This window comes from Collibacillus ludicampi (assembly GCF_023705585.1).
Taxonomy (GTDB): domain Bacteria; phylum Bacillota; class Bacilli; order Tumebacillales; family BOQE01; genus Collibacillus; species Collibacillus ludicampi.
This window is the reverse complement of record NZ_BOQE01000001.1, coordinates 2,001,851-2,016,176: the sequence shown is the minus strand read 5'-3', so window position 1 is coordinate 2,016,176 and position 14,326 is coordinate 2,001,851. Positions and strand designations below refer to the sequence as shown.

General features: G+C 46.8%; 16 protein-coding genes and 1 riboswitch. Of the genes, 3 read left to right on the top strand and 13 right to left on the bottom strand.

All coding sequences use genetic code 11. The features are described 5' to 3' along the window. Window positions 1-49: 49 nt before the first annotated feature. Window positions 50-502, top strand: a complete 453-nt coding sequence (locus DNHGIG_RS10170; RefSeq protein ID WP_282199514.1) for a DUF2269 family protein — start codon at window positions 50-52, stop codon at window positions 500-502. On the opposite strand, the gene DNHGIG_RS10165 is transcribed toward DNHGIG_RS10170, so the two are convergent. The 5 genes from DNHGIG_RS10165 to metA all read right to left on the bottom strand — a co-directional run bounded on the left by DNHGIG_RS10165 (window position 444) and on the right by metA (window position 5,855). Beyond that, the gene (locus DNHGIG_RS10165; RefSeq protein ID WP_282199513.1) at window positions 444-1,397 is read right to left on the bottom strand and encodes an MBL fold metallo-hydrolase; all 954 of its coding nucleotides are present in this window, start codon (window positions 1,395-1,397) and stop codon (window positions 444-446) included. The two genes, DNHGIG_RS10170 and DNHGIG_RS10165, sit on opposite strands and share 59 nt — an antisense overlap. A 51-nt stretch (window positions 1,398-1,448) precedes the next feature. Next, window positions 1,449-2,528, bottom strand: a complete 1,080-nt coding sequence (splB, locus tag DNHGIG_RS10160; RefSeq protein WP_282199512.1) for a spore photoproduct lyase — start codon at window positions 2,526-2,528, stop codon at window positions 1,449-1,451. A gap of 94 nt (window positions 2,529-2,622) precedes the next feature. Beyond that, the gene (locus tag DNHGIG_RS10155) at window positions 2,623-3,963 is read right to left on the bottom strand and encodes a nucleobase:cation symporter-2 family protein (RefSeq protein ID WP_282199511.1); all 1,341 of its coding nucleotides are present in this window, start codon (window positions 3,961-3,963) and stop codon (window positions 2,623-2,625) included. A gap of 38 nt (window positions 3,964-4,001) precedes the next feature. Next, entirely contained in the window at window positions 4,002-4,598 is a 597-nt protein-coding gene (locus tag DNHGIG_RS10150) for a xanthine phosphoribosyltransferase (RefSeq protein WP_369414703.1), read from the bottom strand. Window positions 4,599-4,725: 127 nt separating this feature from the next. Beyond that, a riboswitch (purine riboswitch) is annotated at window positions 4,726-4,827 on the bottom strand. A 110-nt stretch (window positions 4,828-4,937) separates the two neighbouring features. Then, window positions 4,938-5,855: a homoserine O-acetyltransferase MetA gene (gene metA, locus DNHGIG_RS10145; RefSeq protein ID WP_282199510.1), complete on the bottom strand. Its 918-nt coding sequence runs from the start codon at window positions 5,853-5,855 to the stop codon at window positions 4,938-4,940. Window positions 5,856-6,050: 195 nt separating this feature from the next. Between metA and DNHGIG_RS10140 the strand changes: the two genes are divergently transcribed. Next, complete coding sequence (locus DNHGIG_RS10140; protein ID WP_282199509.1) at window positions 6,051-6,956, top strand: VanW family protein; 906 nt, start codon at window positions 6,051-6,053, stop codon at window positions 6,954-6,956. Between the two features lie 28 nt (window positions 6,957-6,984). Here the strand turns inward: DNHGIG_RS10140 and DNHGIG_RS10135 are convergent, their stop codons facing one another. Next, entirely contained in the window at window positions 6,985-7,119 is a 135-nt protein-coding gene (locus DNHGIG_RS10135) for a hypothetical protein (protein WP_282199508.1), read from the bottom strand. Between the two features lie 149 nt (window positions 7,120-7,268). On the opposite strand from DNHGIG_RS10135, the gene DNHGIG_RS10130 reads away from it, so the two are divergent. After that, the gene (locus DNHGIG_RS10130) at window positions 7,269-8,357 is read left to right on the top strand and encodes a class II aldolase/adducin family protein (RefSeq protein ID WP_282199507.1); all 1,089 of its coding nucleotides are present in this window, start codon (window positions 7,269-7,271) and stop codon (window positions 8,355-8,357) included. 22 nt (window positions 8,358-8,379) lie between these two features. Here DNHGIG_RS10130 and DNHGIG_RS10125 read toward each other — a convergent pair whose 3' ends face one another. The 7 genes from DNHGIG_RS10125 to cyoC form a co-directional block, all read right to left on the bottom strand. Beyond that, window positions 8,380-9,207 (bottom strand): SDR family NAD(P)-dependent oxidoreductase, encoded by an 828-nt coding sequence (locus DNHGIG_RS10125; RefSeq protein WP_282199506.1) that lies wholly within the window; start codon window positions 9,205-9,207, stop codon window positions 8,380-8,382. Window positions 9,208-9,341: 134 nt separating this feature from the next. Next, window positions 9,342-10,661, bottom strand: coding sequence for a solute carrier family 23 protein (locus DNHGIG_RS10120; RefSeq protein WP_282199505.1), 1,320 nt, complete (start codon window positions 10,659-10,661; stop codon window positions 9,342-9,344). 222 nt (window positions 10,662-10,883) lie between these two features. After that, window positions 10,884-11,537 carry an amino acid ABC transporter permease gene (locus tag DNHGIG_RS10115; RefSeq protein ID WP_282199504.1) on the bottom strand — a complete coding sequence of 218 codons (654 nt, stop codon included), beginning with the start codon at window positions 11,535-11,537 and terminating at the stop codon, window positions 10,884-10,886. A 74-nt stretch (window positions 11,538-11,611) separates the two neighbouring features. Then, the gene (locus DNHGIG_RS10110) at window positions 11,612-12,406 is read right to left on the bottom strand and encodes a basic amino acid ABC transporter substrate-binding protein (RefSeq protein ID WP_282199503.1); all 795 of its coding nucleotides are present in this window, start codon (window positions 12,404-12,406) and stop codon (window positions 11,612-11,614) included. 228 nt (window positions 12,407-12,634) lie between these two features. After that, on the bottom strand, window positions 12,635-13,159 hold the full coding sequence (locus DNHGIG_RS10105) for an RDD family protein (protein WP_282199502.1): 525 nt from the start codon (window positions 13,157-13,159) through the stop codon (window positions 12,635-12,637). Between the two features lie 202 nt (window positions 13,160-13,361). Then, a complete protein-coding gene (locus DNHGIG_RS10100; RefSeq protein ID WP_282199501.1) occupies window positions 13,362-13,688 on the bottom strand; it encodes a cytochrome o ubiquinol oxidase subunit IV in 327 nt (108 codons plus the stop codon). Between the two features lies 1 nt (window position 13,689). Then, entirely contained in the window at window positions 13,690-14,316 is a 627-nt protein-coding gene (gene cyoC / locus DNHGIG_RS10095) for a cytochrome o ubiquinol oxidase subunit III (RefSeq protein WP_439647732.1), read from the bottom strand. Window positions 14,317-14,326: the final 10 nt, after the last annotated feature.

Here is a 14,326-nt window from a genome sequence, read left to right as displayed (position 1 = left end):
TACAATGGTGCACTCTTTTCGAAAGAGAATTGGAATTCGAGGGATATAAATGAACGGTATACATGTCTTGTTTACTCTCCATATTGTTTCTGCCGTAATTGGCATTGGACCCATTTTTATCTACCCGTTTCTCATTGGTTCTGCGAAGACAGTTTCTCAGCTTCGGTTTGTTTTCCGGATCATTACGAAAATCAATATTTTTCATTCCATAGGAAGCACGACTTTAATTGGAAGTGGAGTTTGGCTGATGATTGAATTGAATACAGGTTTTCATATGATGTGGTTAAATCTCTCTCTATTGCTTACAGCACTCCTGAGTGTGATTGTCTTCCTTTTTGTTGCCCCCTGTACAAAAAAAATGAGAGAAATTCTTAAAAACGCAGAAGGTGAAGAAATTCCCCAAGCGTATTATGAAGTGAAGAAACGATGGAATGCATGTCAGTCTATTTTGTATACGGATATATTGTTGATTCTGATTTTGATGGCGACCAAACAATTGTAGAGCCAATCTTCAGTATATAAAGTCCTGCCGGATCCAATCGGAGTCGGTTCCACTCGGCACGCAGGCGCGCCAGTGCTTCCTGTGGCGTTTCATCCCCCAAACGAAACGTTCCGTAATGCATAGGGATAAAATATTTCGCTCCGACATCGAGATACGCGCGAACCGCCTGTTCCGGGTTCACATGCTGTACCGACAGCAACCATTCCGGTTCGTAAGCACCGATCGGCATCAACGCATAGTCGATCTCATATCGCTGGCCAATCTCGCGAAACCCTCGAAAATATCCGCTATCACCGGCGAAATAGACAGTTTGCTCCCCTTCGATGACGAACCCTCCCCAAAGGGATGTGTTCGTATCATTCAAGGTGCGTTTCGACCAGTGTTGTGCAGGAACGAAGTGAAAGAGAATGTCTCCCATCCGGTAATGTTCCCACCAATCCAGTTCGGCAACGCGGGAAAATCCTTTCGCCTCCATTTTCCTTTTCAACCCGATGGGAACAAGAAGTTGAAAATCCCCGTTCAATCGTTTTAATGTGCCATAATGAAGGTGATCATAGTGACTATGGGAAATGAGTACCACGTCGATGTTCGGCAGTTCGTCGAGCGGTAAGCCGGGGGGTGTGAGCCTTTTTTCTAATCCCATGCGTTTCGCCCACTCTGGATCGGTCAAGATGGACAATCCGTTCATCTGGATGAGAAAGGTTGAATGGCCCACCCACGTGATTGTGGTATCTTCCCGGTTTTTCTGCAGATAAGAGACGAGAGGATGGGGCTCTTGTTCGATCTCGTAAGTGTCCTGTTTCAGTTTATGTCGCCTGTCCCGTCTCCATTTCAGAAAATCGCGGAACGTCTTATCGGTTGTGACCCCATCCAAATTTTCGTACCGTTTCCTCATCTCCCTGCCTCCTTACACTTCCATCATAAACTTGAATTTCCCTATAGATGTTTAGGTAAAATATTCAATGGTTGCTTGAGGAAAATATCGTTCAACCAGGTCGTGAAACAATTCCCGGATCTCTTCTTGTTCATCATCGCGATAGACGTATTTGCCGCGCCCGTAACGGCCCCACTTGTACTTACGCTCTTCTTCGTTCATCTCCAATTTCGTTTTCGGGTACCTCTTTAGAATGACATGTTTCGCCGTTTTCGTAAACCTGTGTTGAATCAATTCAAATGTCAGGTTTTCATGGGAAGCGCCGTCAAGTTCTTTGGCCAGCCTCTCCATCAATTCCCGGTACCCTTGTTTCCATCCCTCGAAACGGATGATCGGCGCGACAATAAAGCCGAGGGGATATCCGGCGCGTGAGACTTTACCAGCCGCAATGACTCGTTCTTCAAAAGAAGAAGTAGCCGGTTCGAAGTTTTTAATCACATAAGCGGCATTCACGCTGAAACGGAAACGCGTATGACCCCGATGATCCGCATCCAAGAGTGAATCGACCGTATCGTATTTCGTGACGAATCGCAACCTGCCGAATTCTTCTTTACCCATGAATTCAATGACTCTCTTTAAATTTCCTGTGAGCGGTTCGAGACTGACGGGATCCGATGTACATGCAGCTTCAAACCGGGTGATCTCCGGAGCCCTTTCATCAATATATTTCTTTGCCGCTTCCAGTATCTCATCCATATTCACGTAGACGCGAACATAGGGCTTACTCCCCATCGTGGTTTGCAAATAGCAATAGTGGCAGTGTCCCATACATCCTGTTGAGATCGGAAGGGCATACTCGGCGGACGGTTTCGAACTGTCAAATTCAAGCGTTTTGCGAACACCGACAACAAGTGTTCGCTTCGAGATTTTATATTTCTCCCATTCGGTATTCCCAGGGATCCCGGTGACCCGATTATGACTGGTCGTGCGGCGAATTTCCACTCCCATTTTCTTCAGTTTTCGATAAATGGAAACCCCTATCGGATAATCGAGTGCAGCCGGTTCAAAGAATGCCAGATCAGGTTTAAAGATTTTCACTGAGTCCCCTTCTTTCCTTCTACTGTATACTTCCTCCTTAGATTCCCTCCCCATTCTTGAAAATATCAATCGGGATGCGGGTATCTATGCGTTTCAGTCATAAAAAAACAGGTTGGAGACATTTCGCTCCAACCTGTATCCATCATCTTTATGAAACTTTAACGGTATGTTCGATCGCGTGTTCCGATTTGTATACTTCAATGGTCTCGTTTACATTTTGATTGTTCGTTCCATTTAATAGCAGATTCAGAAGGATCGCCGCGATACTTCCCGTGACAATTCCGCTTTCCATGATCAATCGGATACTCTCCGGGAGATGTGAGAATACATCCGGTGAAATCGAGACACCCAAACCGAGACCCACAGATGTAGCGACGATTAACATGTTCTCAACGCGTTGGAAATTGACCCGAGACAATTGACGAACTCCGGAAGCCATGACCATGCCAAACATCGGCAGCATCGCTCCGCCAAGTACCGGATTCGGAATGATGGTCGTCAAGGCTGCGACTTTCGGTAGAAGACCAAGCGCCATGATGATCAGGCAAGCGGCAATGACCACTTTTCTCGTCTTAACCCCGGTAAGCGCCACCAATCCAACATTCTGTGAATACGTGGTGTACGGGAACGCCTGGAAAATCCCGCCGATCACTTGTGCGATACCTTCGGCTCTCAAGCCGCGTTTGATATCATCTCCGTCCAGTTTCTTTTCGCAAACGTCAGCAAGCGCAAAGAAAACTCCGGTGGATTCAATCATGCTTACGATCCCAACCAATACCATGCTGATGATGGCCGATGCATGGAATGTCGGCATACCGAAGCGAAGAGGTTCAACCATATGAAACCAAGAAGCTTTACCCACAACAGAGAAGTCCACCAGTCCCATGATGGAAGCAACTCCAGTTCCGATGACCAGCGACAGCAAAACGGAAATTGATTTGAGATATCCTCTGAAGAATCGATTCATGATTACGATCGAAAATAAAGTCACAGAAGCCAAAAACAGGTTCGTTACGCTCGCGAAAGAGGGGGTATTCGGTTGTCCGACAATGTTCCCCATCGCGGCGCCGATGAGAGATGCTCCAATAATGGTTACAACAGAACCCGTCACGACGGGAGGGAAAAACTTGAGAATTTTATTCATGAACTGTGCGAGGATCATGACAATGAGTCCCGCAGCGATGATCGCCCCGTAGACGGATGTAATTCCTTGCATTTTGCCGATCGCAATCATCGGCCCGACAGCCTGAAACGCACATCCCATGAGGATCGGCAATTTCACGCCGAAATACTTGCCGCCAATAACCTGAAAGAGGGATGCGACCCCACAAGTTAATAAATCGATGGAAATCAGATAAGCCACTTGATCCTGTGTCATGCCGATGGACGGACCGACAAGCAATGGAACGACGACCGCTCCCGCATACATGGCCAATACATGCTGGAAGCCGAGCGTTCCCAATCTCCAGAACCCCAACTTATTCTCCATTGAGAATACCTCCTCAAGTCCATTCATGTGATATGTTCTTACCCTTTTACAGGTACATCTTCAAGAAAGCGAATCTGTTGGTTTTGCAAAGAGGCCACTTTCACCAAGGATTCCACACGATAACCGGCTTCCTTGAGTTTGCTTGCGCCTTCTTGGAACGATTTTTCAAGCACGATCCCGATCCCCGCGACTTTCGCTTGTGCTTGTTCGACGATTTGCGCCAATCCAAGGGCAGCCGCCCCGTTCGCGAGAATATCGTCGATGATCAGTACACGGTCATTCACAGATAAAAATTTCTTCGCAACCGTCACTTCATTCACTTCTTGTTTCGTATAGGAATAGACCGGAGCGGCGTACAGGTCTCCTTGCATCGTGATTGACTTTTTCTTCCGGGCAAAAATCATAGGCACGCGCAACCGCATGGCTGTCATGAGCGCGGGCGCTATACCGGAAGACTCGATCGTTAACACTTTCGTGATCGATTCGCTCGCGAAACGTGCGGCAAATTCTCTTCCGATCTCATTCATCAGATCAGGATCTACCTGCTGGTTGAGAAAAGAATCAATCTTTAGCACGGCATCGGAGACGACAATCCTTCCCGCAGGATCCTTTCCTTCAGAATTTCCACTAGACATCCCCCTCTAAAATATAGAAGAGCTCGAAAAACAGTGTTCCTCACATCACCCGTTGAGTGAACCGCTGTCTTTCGAGCTCTCATGCTCAAAAACAACAAATGATATCAAAAATGGCGACACTACGCCCTCTGATATCCTGCTCACTCGTAGTCGAACCATTTACGGTGGTTCGGTAGAGACTCGTAGGCCATATTCCTACAATTATACGAGTTTGTTCGTTATTTGATTGTTGTGCTTCGATTATAACGCAGAAATCGAAAAAAAGAAAGCTCGGAAACGGTATTTTCCCGAACTTTTTATTGTGATTTTTATTATTTTGTTCGCCAAAAAGTCTGACATCTACTTCTTACTATATAAATCGTAAGGTGTTTCTTGATATACATAATAGTTCAACCAATTGGAGAACAATAAATTGGCATGGGAACGCCATGTTTGCACAGGCTTCTTCGTCGGATCGTCATCGGGATAATAATGTTTCGGCATAGAGACAGTGAGCCCTTGCCTCCGGTCACGCTCATACTCTTCTTGAAGAGTCAGGAGATCATATTCGGAATGTCCGGTGATAAAAATCTGCCGGCCGTCTTTTGTCGCCACGATATACACGCCAGCCTCTTCCGATTCCGACAAAATCTCAAGCTCCGGAACTTTTTCGATATCCTCCCGGCGATTTTCCGTATGTCTGGAATGGGGCGCATAGAATACATCATCAAAACCGCGCAGCAGAGTGACCCCTTGTTTGCTGATTGTATGCGGGAAAATACCGAACATTTTCTCGGGAAGAGGGTATTTCGGTATCCCATAATGATGGTAGAGCCCCGCCTGCGCTCCCCAACAAATGTGTAACGTTGAAGTCACGTTCTCCATTTTCCAATCCATGATCTCTTTTAGCTCTTCCCAGTAGTTCACTTCCTCAAATGAAAGATGTTCGACCGGGGCACCTGTGATGATCATGCCGTCAAATTTTTCGTCCTTTATGTCATCGAACGTACGGTAAAAAGTAGCCAGATATTCCTCCGAAGTATTTTTCGATGTATGTGTTTTCGGATGAACGAGAACGATTTCTACTTGAAGCGGTGAGTTTCCCAGCAAACGCAGAATCTGAGTTTCTGTTACATGTTTGATCGGCATTAAATTGAGAATCGCGATCCTGAGCGGGCGGATATCCTGATGAAACGCGCGGCTCTCGCCCATGACGAAGATATTTTCCTTATTGAGAATCTCCTTGGCTGGGAGATTGTCAGGTATTTTAATCGGCATAAACATCTTCCCTTCACCGGCTAGTTATAGAGTTGCATGTAATACGAATATTTTACATCTTTTTTTTGTTCTGTTAAGATACTAATTTCAACAGTGGACCTTTTTAAAAAGTTGATCGCGTATCGCTCAGGTACCAACATGTGGACGAATGGCCTCTTCAGGAAAGGGCGCACACTATTTACGAGGTGATCGCTTATGCGGAAATGGGGTCGGAATACGGCAATCGGTGTGTGCAGTATCGTCTTCCTGGTGGCGATAGGATGTGGATCCACTTCCCCCTCTCCGACAAAACCGCACATCATGAAAGCTCCTGGTCGCACATTTTATCATCCTCAAGCGTTCACAGTAGCAAACGGTGTAAGATTGCAAGGGAATGTGATCGAGGGGAAGACAGAAGAAGAGGTGCGTTCATTCGTGAAATTGCTGGCGTATCGCATCGACAAAATGCCGTCGGATGCCTATAAACGAGAGAAACAAACAGGGATTATTCCCGAAGAAAAAGGCTGGCAAGTGGACGTGGATGCCACCGTCAAGAAAATCCGCTTGGCGCAACCGGGTGAAAACGTGGAACCCGTCGTGAAAACCATTCCTCCAAAGATAACAAAAGATGATTTGATGGTCCCGATCCCCCCGAACAGCCGGAGGATAGGGACGTTTTCCACTCCCATCCTCGATCGGGAAACTACACGTATGGAAACGATCAAAAGAACGACTCAATTACTGAACAATACCGTTCTCGAACCTGGACATGAGTTTTCTTTTCATCGAGTGGTAGGTATGGCCACGCGTGAAAAAGGGTTCACACAGAGGACTGTCTATGGGGATGGGGTAATAATTCAACAGGAAATCGGCGGAGGCATGTGTCAAGTTTCCTCTACACTGTACAACGTAGCTCTCAACGCTGGAATGAAAGTGACTGAACGCCATCCCCATTCGAAGCCTGTCCCCTATGTCCGGCAGGGACATGACGCCACCATTTATGATGACAAAGATTTTCGTTTTATCAATCCGACGAAAGATCCTGTGATTATCAAAAGCTGGGTGGAAGCTGACCGTGTGTATGTCACCTTTTATCAAAAAGAAAAAACCTCGAGTCCGTAAGCATGTTCCGCCGGTTCAGGCGGTTTTTTTATACCTGAAGGTACAAATCCCTGAATCGTTCGGCACATTCTTCCTTGTCACAAAGTTGGAAATTGGGGTCGTCCACTTCCATTCCACAGATGATACAACATGTAACATCCCTTGTATGGATCGTTTCTTCCACACAAAACCCTCCTGCCCTCATGATTTGTCATCTGCCATTGTGTGAAATTTAAACAACTTTTATTCTCAGATTTCACAATTACTTATTTTTAAGTTAAATCAAGGGAATACTTGATGTGTAAGTTCATCGGATACATTCAGGAGGGCTCTATGGGATTCTATTCGATCATCGGAGAGATTCAGAATGACTTTCAACAATGGTTAATGGAGGGCTTACATCGAAAGCTGACCGAGAACGGGTATCAGAATGTCGACGAATCACAAGACAATATCCGTCTGGTCTTACAATTCGCGGATGCGTCATCGGCACGTCCCTATCGTCGCAAAGCACAAGCTACATACGTGGTAACGATCATCGAAGCGAACGAAGTTCCGGACAACATCTTGAAAGCTGGATACCCGTTGTTGGTTCGTACACTTTCAAACCTGCTGATTTATATCGTTCGGACGCCGGAACAGTTTGATACCTATTTTGTGACATTGGAGCAAGGGTACTATAATGTACCGTATCAAGACGGGCAAGATGAAGTATATTTCGATCAAATGTTCAAGCGTTTGGAACCTCTCGCATCTTCCCACTTGATCATTAACAACGATTTTCACCCGGATCTTCCGCAAGATCTTTGGGAGGGGGATGACGTAACCCAAAAAATGTATCAAGCGGGACGAAAAATTGAAGCGATGAACTTATGGCCCGCCCCTTTTCCCATCCAGGAGATTTTGCCTCCGGATGATTTCCGCCACGTCAAGCGATTATACGGAATCGGCGGTCTCAGTTACGGAAATGTCAGTGCCCGCAAGAACGAAAACCATTTTTGGATGAGCGGCAGCGGGGTCAACAAAGGAGATTTGCGCAGGATCGGACAGGATATTCTTTATATCAAAGGTTTCGATTCGGATCGACAGACGATGTTGTTGAGCGTTCCGCCGAATGTTCAGCCGCGTCGCGTTTCAGTGGATGCGATTGAACACTGGATGATTTACACGGAACATCCGAAGGTCGGAGCCATCGTTCATATTCATGCCTGGATGGAAGGAATCCCTTCCACACAGATCAATTATCCCTGCGGTACGCTTGAACTTGCTCAGGCGGTAGCAGAGCTGGTACGCCAGGCGGATGAACCGACCCGCGCGATTATCGGGCTAAAGAACCATGGTTTGACGATCACGGGCCCAGATCTCGACGATATCTTCGAACGTATCGAAGGAAAGATTATTCCACAGGTTCCGATGAATTAATTTGGAGAAAGACCCACGGTGCTCATACCGTGGGTCTTTTGATCTGGGCTCGGATCAGTTTGTCCCAACCGGGGACGGACAAGCGGTAATACCACTCGACGCATGAAGGAAAAGCGCTGGCAAGCCGTGCCGCTGCCGTCATGCGACGCGGGAGCACGAGCTCTTTTCTCCTTTTGACAACGGTCGACAGTATCCCCTCCGCCACCGGTTGCGTTTTTAAAACAGGAACTCCGGGCGGCAAACGATACATATTTTTGTGAATGTCATTTTCGATTAAAGGTGTGTTGACCGGCCCCGGTGAAACCATGCCGACATGTATGCCTTCCGGGCGAAGTTCCTGCCTCAGGGAAAGGATAAACCCCCTGAGCGCGTGTTTGGATGCGGCATATGCCGTGAAAAAGGGGGGAGTACATTGCGCCGATAAGGAGGTAACATAAACGATTGATTTGCGTTTTCCTTTGCGAATCAGAGGCAAGATTTCCCGGGTCACGTGCACGGCGCCCCAATAATTGATCTCCATCGATTGTTTGGCGAGACGAATATCCAACGCTTCCACGGAAGATAAATAAAAAATGGCTGCACTGTAAACCAGGACATCCACCCGGCCATATGTCTCCTCTATTCGGCGCACCGCTTTTTTCACATCTTCCATATTCGAGACATCTGCAGAAAACGCCTCGGCCTTGCCCCCCCGCTTGCGAATCTCGGCAACAACTTCCTGCAGACGCTCGATACCCCGCGCGATCAATATGATCTGTGCACCTCGATCGGCAAACCGCAGGGCCGTTTCTTTTCCGATCCCGCTGGATCCTCCGACGATAACTGCGACCTCGTTCGAGAAATGTTTCATCCTATCACTCCATCTTCGAACTTCAACGGATGACCATTGAAGCGCATGTTCTTCTTCGCTAGATCCCCCTTCAACGAAAAGAGGATCTATTTCCCAATATAACCGGATGGAGTGTCATTCAATCACAGGCTTCGTCATGATCTCCTTACCATTCGCGGGAGATTCACGAGAAGAATCTGTAGTAAGATGGCTGTCATCGCTCCCACCAAGATGGTGTTTGACAAAAATTCAGCGATGATACCTTCCATTCCTTTAAAGTTTTCCGGCAGCGCAATCGCCAATAAAATAGACATCCCTGCGATCATATAGTTGACATCGTTCTTTTCCATGCGCGCCAGAAGCCCGATCCCGCTGAAGATCAAAGAAGCGGCTGCGGGTAAGAAGAGTCCGCCTACTACGGCATCGGGTGTCAATGCCAGCAAGGCCCCCGCTTTGGGTACAAAACCGAGAACGAGAAAAATCACGCCTGCTACGATCACCACATGTCGAGAGGCAACCCCTGTCAATCGCAGCAAACCGACATTTTGACCGAAAGCAGTTGTAGGAAACCCGCCGATGAACGAGGAAACGATCGAACCGAGCGATTCACCCATGAAGCCGTAGCGAATGCGTTTTTCGTCCAACGGTATACGGACGACTTCGGCAGCGGCATGATAGACACCCATGGCTTCTATCACAGCAACGATATACGCGAAGAAAAAGGTCGTGAAAGCCTTCCCATTGATTTCGAGCGGCCCGTAAGGAAGCAACTGCGGGAAACCAAACCAAGCTTTCTCCGCAACTGCCGAGACATCAATCTTTCCTAATGACCAAGCGATGATATCTCCTACGACCAAGCCGATTAAAAATGCGTAGGAACGCCAAATCCCTTTCCCAAAAACGGAAAGAACGATGACAACAAGCGATGTCGAGATGGACATGAGCAATACGGGCTTCGCAAGGAACGTACTCATTCCAGGCGATCCCCCCAGAAACTCGAACAAGGTGAATCCGGATAGGGCAACACCCACAATGAAAATGACGCTTCCCGTTACGACTGGAGTGAAGACGGATCGCAGACGGCCTATCAAACCTGTAACCGCCAGAATAAAAACGAATAATGCGCTGAGAATGATTCCCCCCGCTGCGGCCGCCAACCCGTTCGCTTTTCCCGCTGTAATCATCAATGAATCGAACGCGGCAGACGGACCTTGAATCACGGGTAATCGCACCAGTCGGGTGGCTTGTGTCAGTGTGACCAATCCTGCCGCTATAAAAATGGCATTGACCATGTTGGCCGAGAGCGCTAAAGGTAACCCGATCATCGAAGCCACAAAGACAGGATCAAGCCATACATTGGAAACAAATACGTGCTGTAGTGCATAGAGCAAGCTTTTGACCGGCGGAAGTTTCTCTTCCACACCAACCGTCAGATGAGCAGCACCTTCCGGTTGATTATTTTCACGAGCTTCCAATTGACCAGACCTCCTTATGTACAGATTTTTCAACAAAAAAAGCGAAAGGACCGCCAGGATGAACCAGCGGTCCGTTTTAGTGTAGCTTATCTAGCGATCTTTATCAACAGGTTCATAGACAAGTTTTAGACAGCTCATTGATACAGACGACTTCCCGCTCCCTGATTTTCAGATGGATGTCCTTCAAAACCTCCAGTACGTTTTTTGAGAGATTTGACCTCATCAAGTCGTCGAAAGCCTCCGTTCAAGCCAATGAGAAACCAAAGTTAAAGCATAGATGATGATAAAGTAGATGAGACCTACCGCACTTAAAATCTGGAATGCACGGAAATTCACCGAATAGATCGATTGACCTTGCATCGTCAGTTCCGCCAGCCCGATGACCGAGAGAAGTGAAGTGTCTTTCAGACTGATGATAAATTGATTGACAAACGCCGGAATCATCCGTCGAACCGCTTGTGGGAGTATAATCAAACGCATCGTTTGTCCGTAAGTAAAACCGAGTGAACGTCCCGCTTCCATCTGTCCTTTATCGATCGACTCGATTCCCGCACGGAAAATTTCCACCAGATAGGCGCCCGCATTGATACTGATGGCAATCACTCCGGCTGCGAAAGGAGGCAGTTTGAAATCCAAAGCGGCCGGCAGACCGATATAAATAAATAAGATCTGAATCAATAGGGGCGTTCCGCGAATCAAGTTCACATAGACCGCTGCGATGAAACGCAAAATACGGTTGTTTGAAATGCGCAACATCCCAAAAAAAAGTCCGATCAAAAGCGCGATCAGTAATGAGATGACGGTGATTTGCAAGGTTAAAATGGCACCGTCTAATAGATACGGTAGTGCGTCTTTGATAATACCCCAGGTTTGCATGCTACGACTCCCACCTTCTTAAAAAAAGAGTGCGGTTATTCCACACCCTTTTTATTTGAATCGTTGATCTTGATTTATTTGCTGCTACTGAAGTATGTGTCATACAGCTTTTGGAATTCTCCGCTGTCTTGCAGTTCCTTCAATCCCTGATTGAATTTGTCCAACAATTCCTTGTTGCCCTTTGCAACCGCGATTCCATAGTCTTCGCCCGTCAATTTATCTCCTAAGATACGGAGGTTGGATTTTTCGCCATCGACTTTAATTTTATACGCAGCTCCTGGGAAATCGTTTATGGTCGCATCCGAGTTTCCAGATTCTACATCCAAATAAAGCGCTGTGTCATCTTGCAGCGTTTTTACTTTCGCCCCGTATTTCTCAGCCAATTCTTTTGCTTTCGCCAAACCTGTGGTTCCCTGCTTGGCCACGATCGTTTTTCCTTTTAAATCTTCAAGCTTTTGGATCGGACTATCCTTTTTCACGACGATCGAGAGGCCAGATTTGAAATAAGGATTCGTGAAATCAACGACCTGCTTACGATCATCGCGAATCGTGATGGCTGAAACCGCCGCATCGACCTGTTTCGCTTGCAAAGCGGGGATGATTCCATCAAACTTCATTTCCTTCCAATCGACTTGCAGGTTTTCCTTTTTGGCGATCGCGTTCACCAAATCGATATCAAAACCGGTTAATTTTCCGTCTTTCTTATACTCAAACGGAGGATAATCGTTGATCACGGCAACCGTCACTTTATTGTTTTTGCCGCTTTCCCCATTGGTTTGTGCTGTTTCCTTGCTCGTTCCGCAACCTGCCATGGACATTGCAAGAACGCTTGCCACCGCAGCAAACGCAATCATTTTTAATTTTTTCATCCTATTGACCCCTTTCCTATAGATTCTTCAAAAATAGTTTCATTCGAATTCGACAAAATATTATAAATCCGCAAGAGGAATTCTATCATTTGCACAATTAGACCGTCAAATGGTTTTTTTGTAAGCGTTTTCTATTATCCTTTCTCTCTTAGAAGCCACCCTTAAAAACAATCAAGACCCCTGTCTCAAAGAGACAGAGGTTACTGTTGTTGAATGGGTTCTAGCAGTCTATATGGTTTCTTTCTCTATGAGCGGCATGCCCTGTGTTCTTTGTGAGGGTGTTTGTACCAAAAGCAAGACCGGTATAATGGATCCTTTGAAAACGATGGTGCCTGCCATCAAATCGTGTAACGCTTGTTTTTTCTGAGTCCACCCTGTCATCAGAAAGCCGATGCAGAAAAGGATGCCGGAAATGAACTTTCCAAAGAAACGTCCCGTTGCCCGCCAAAAAGAAATGCGACATCCGTTCGCATCGGAAACGTGCAATCCCACAACCAGTTTTCCAAGTGTACCTTGTCGTGGTGAACTTTCCATACAAGCAAAATACATCCACGTACTGACGATCAGGAATGCACAATACAAGAAAAATGCTCCCACGAGGTAAGCGGTTGCATCGTCCGGTTTCGTCGAATGAGCCACGATCGCCAAAGCAGAAACCCCAAAGATGAAATATAGAATGAAACCGATAGACAAGACCAGGATACTGTCAATGACAAACGCAATCAATCTCAACCAAAATCCCGCATGTTCCACCCCGGTTTCCCCCTTATGGATGCAAGTCATCAGTAGTGACAATTCATTGACAAACCTTTGACAAATTTGTGACGAAATGTTCCTACCGTATATATATGAAGTTCGAATGCATCGAGTACACCGGAGATAAAAAAATAAACGCCCCTGCGGATTCCATCCACAGAGACGTTTTGCAGAGGATATGGCGGGCATTGAGGTTTACTTACTGGACTTGCGCGTTAAACGACATAATCCAGATGGAGCCAAAGACAATCGTGATGATAAAAATGGCTCCGAGAATAAGGGCCATTCCATGATAATTGGGCCCCTCTCCTTCTTTCACATGCATGAAGAAGAACAGCTGCACGAAAATTTGCAGGGTCGCTAACGCCAAAATCGTGATCACCAGCGGAGTGGTGCTCATCACATGTGCCAACACCAGCCAAAAGGCGGCAACGGTTAATACGAGCGACAAAATATACCCGTTGATATACATCTTCGGTGATTCATGATGGTTCGCTTGCGCGGCATGTTTGTGTCCGCCCGCCATGTTACATCACCCCCATCAGATACACAACCGTGAACAGGAATACCCATACAACATCAAGGAAGTGCCAATACAGACACGCGATAAACACTTTCCTCTGGGTAACCGCGTTGATTCCATAACGGGCAAGCTGGAACATGATCGCGGTCATCCAGAAAAGACCCAACGTGACATGGCAGCCGTGCGTTCCGACCAATGTAAAGAATGCGGAGAGGAAGGCACTGTGTTGGATGGTTGCACCTTCCGAAACCATTTTGACAAACTCATCGATTTCAAGGCCGACGAACACCAGACCCAAAAGTGCCGTAACGATGAGCCAGCCAATCAACCGCTTTACATTGCCCCGCCGCATTTCCATCACAGCTAACCCACTTGTAAAACTACTCGTCAACAGGGCGAATGTTTCCGCCGTAACTCCGGGCATTTCAAACAGTTCTTTTCCTGACGGTCCGCCGGCTATGTGTGTACGCAACACCAGAAATGTTGCGAACAGACTCGCGAATAAAAGGCAGTCACTGACAAGGAAAATCCAGAATCCGAGTATTTTCATTCCTTCCTGGTCATGGTCATGATCATCATGGAGTCTTCGATCGCCGAAACGGGAAACCACTTCATTGACGGTCATTGACATCTTTACAACC

Excerpts from the sequence above, each read along its gene's own strand:
- DNHGIG_RS10170 (WP_282199514.1), top strand. The coding sequence starts at position 50 with ATGAACGGTATACATGTCTTGTTTACTCTCCATATTGTTTCTGCCGTA.
- DNHGIG_RS10165 (WP_282199513.1), bottom strand. The coding sequence starts at position 1,397 with ATGAGGAAACGGTACGAAAATTTGGATGGGGTCACAACCGATAAGACG.
- splB (WP_282199512.1), bottom strand. The coding sequence starts at position 2,528 with ATGGGGAGGGAATCTAAGGAGGAAGTATACAGTAGAAGGAAAGAAGGG.
- DNHGIG_RS10155 (WP_282199511.1), bottom strand. The coding sequence starts at position 3,963 with ATGGAGAATAAGTTGGGGTTCTGGAGATTGGGAACGCTCGGCTTCCAG.
- DNHGIG_RS10150 (WP_369414703.1), bottom strand. The coding sequence starts at position 4,598 with ATGTCTAGTGGAAATTCTGAAGGAAAGGATCCTGCGGGAAGGATTGTC.
- metA (WP_282199510.1), bottom strand. The coding sequence starts at position 5,855 with ATGCCGATTAAAATACCTGACAATCTCCCAGCCAAGGAGATTCTCAAT.
- DNHGIG_RS10140 (WP_282199509.1), top strand. The coding sequence starts at position 6,051 with ATGCGGAAATGGGGTCGGAATACGGCAATCGGTGTGTGCAGTATCGTC.
- DNHGIG_RS10130 (WP_282199507.1), top strand. The coding sequence starts at position 7,269 with ATGGGATTCTATTCGATCATCGGAGAGATTCAGAATGACTTTCAACAA.
- DNHGIG_RS10125 (WP_282199506.1), bottom strand. The coding sequence starts at position 9,207 with ATGAAACATTTCTCGAACGAGGTCGCAGTTATCGTCGGAGGATCCAGC.
- DNHGIG_RS10115 (WP_282199504.1), bottom strand. The coding sequence starts at position 11,537 with ATGCAAACCTGGGGTATTATCAAAGACGCACTACCGTATCTATTAGAC.
- DNHGIG_RS10110 (WP_282199503.1), bottom strand. The coding sequence starts at position 12,406 with ATGAAAAAATTAAAAATGATTGCGTTTGCTGCGGTGGCAAGCGTTCTT.
- DNHGIG_RS10100 (WP_282199501.1), bottom strand. The coding sequence starts at position 13,688 with ATGGCGGGCGGACACAAACATGCCGCGCAAGCGAACCATCATGAATCA.
- cyoC (WP_439647732.1), bottom strand. The coding sequence starts at position 14,316 with ATGTCAATGACCGTCAATGAAGTGGTTTCCCGTTTCGGCGATCGAAGA.